1 pseudogene is annotated in these 1,768 nt (G+C 28.4%); it reads right to left on the bottom strand.

Annotation, left to right across the window (positions count from 1 at the left end):
* Positions 1-188: pseudogene (locus AC1DTM_RS25135) on the bottom strand (AraC family transcriptional regulator); the annotation flags it as partial.
* Positions 189-1,768: the final 1,580 nt, after the last annotated feature.

Below are 1,768 nucleotides of genomic sequence, written 5' to 3'. Positions count from 1 at the left end.
ATATTATCGTTAAGCAATTCATTTAACTGAACCTCTTTGGAAGCAAGGAAAGGACTAAACATATTTTTAGATGAACATTCGTATACAATATTTTTATCTTTATCTAGAAAACGAATAGGTATTTTAAAGGTTTGATAGATTAAATGACAGGTATATCTTATATCAATTGAATTAATATACTGTAACATACTACTCACTCCATAAATTCACAATTTAATGCATACTGCTTAACAATGCGATATAAATCCAGTTTAATTTTGCAATATATATGTGCTACTATGTAACAAAAAACTGAACTGCAAGCACATTTTCCCCTTTGTTTTAACTCTTGCATACAGCGAAAAAAAACACTGGTTACCTCCATGCATAGTTAGGTACTACTGCCTAGCTAGAAAAAGAGAAATATGTTTTTGAAATTTATATTTATATAGTTTAATAAATGTTCATTAAATATATTTTTTGAAATATATTAATTTCTAAAAGATAATCAAATACATATTTTTAATAACCGTTTATACACATTTAGAAATCTATTCGAAAGGCCGTTTCTTCTTTGTATTTACACAAAAACATTTTAAACTTCCGCCTTACCTCACTCTTATATTAGTTAGCTATTAATTGCTAAAGAAAATAATATATGTTTTTCTCCAAAAAATATGGTGATATTTTGACATTAATTGTACTTATTATAAAAATTTATCAATAAATAAAGGCCGTCATACTTGCCCACCAAGAAAAGTTTGGGTTTCTATTCAATTCCGTTCCTGTTTTACATTACGATAATGTTCTATTTTGCATAGTCATGTCGATGCTTTAAAGGCACTATCTATTTGCCAACATAAAATATAATTCATCGTGTAATTATTTCTCTTTTTAACAACTTAATATTCTTCTATAAATATTAAGTTGTCTTATGTTAAAGTACATATGAGCAATTGGCACGAATTACACTTGTTGTGTTAATTTTCATCTTAAGGGCAGAGAATATCCTCTTATCATCATTTGTCTCAAACATTTCTGTTTGCAATCTATTATAGATTGCAAAAAATGCTAGTCTCATTTGAGGCTAGCATTTTTTACGACAACTCACTTTTTCTTTCTATTCTCCAAGTACGAGATACCACGAAAGCAATAACAGTTTTTTATTAAAAGATTTAACAGCAAAGAAAGAACAACTTAGAGCAATGAATCAAAGGATAAAGAAGCACTACGATAAGGAAATGATGGCTGGAACACTTAATCAAAGAAATATATCCAAATTAAAACAAATTAAACCGACTAATTCACAGATAGAACAAAACATACAAGAAGATCTTGTTATCTGATACAGCCGGTATTATGAGGTATGAAGATGTTGATAACAATTCATGTGTTACACGAGAATTAACTATTGAATATTGTAATCATTCCTATTTTCGAAACCTTAATATCATTCTATATACCTTAATATYATTCTATAAACCTTAATTATTCCTGTGTTAAACTATAAATGTAGCTTTAACATGAATATACTTCTTTAAACCGTTATGCTTGAAAGAACCTCATTTGTATTCGTAATCTTATAACTTGTGTAAGTGTTCGATTAGAAAACCGTGATCTAATCAAACAACAGGAAAAGCCATGTTACTCTATTAAGTAGGGTATGAAGTGACCCTATAAAGTTAGATAGGTTGTTCCATTAAGCAAAACTAAAAGGCATGGGCCCGCTATTATACGAAGCCACTGAAAAACTTGCGTTTTTTATAAATAAATTCATTATAGAGAAAAA

This window comes from Bacillus sp. P4_D3 (assembly GCF_056401855.1).
This window is presented reverse-complemented; position numbering and strand designations above follow the sequence as displayed.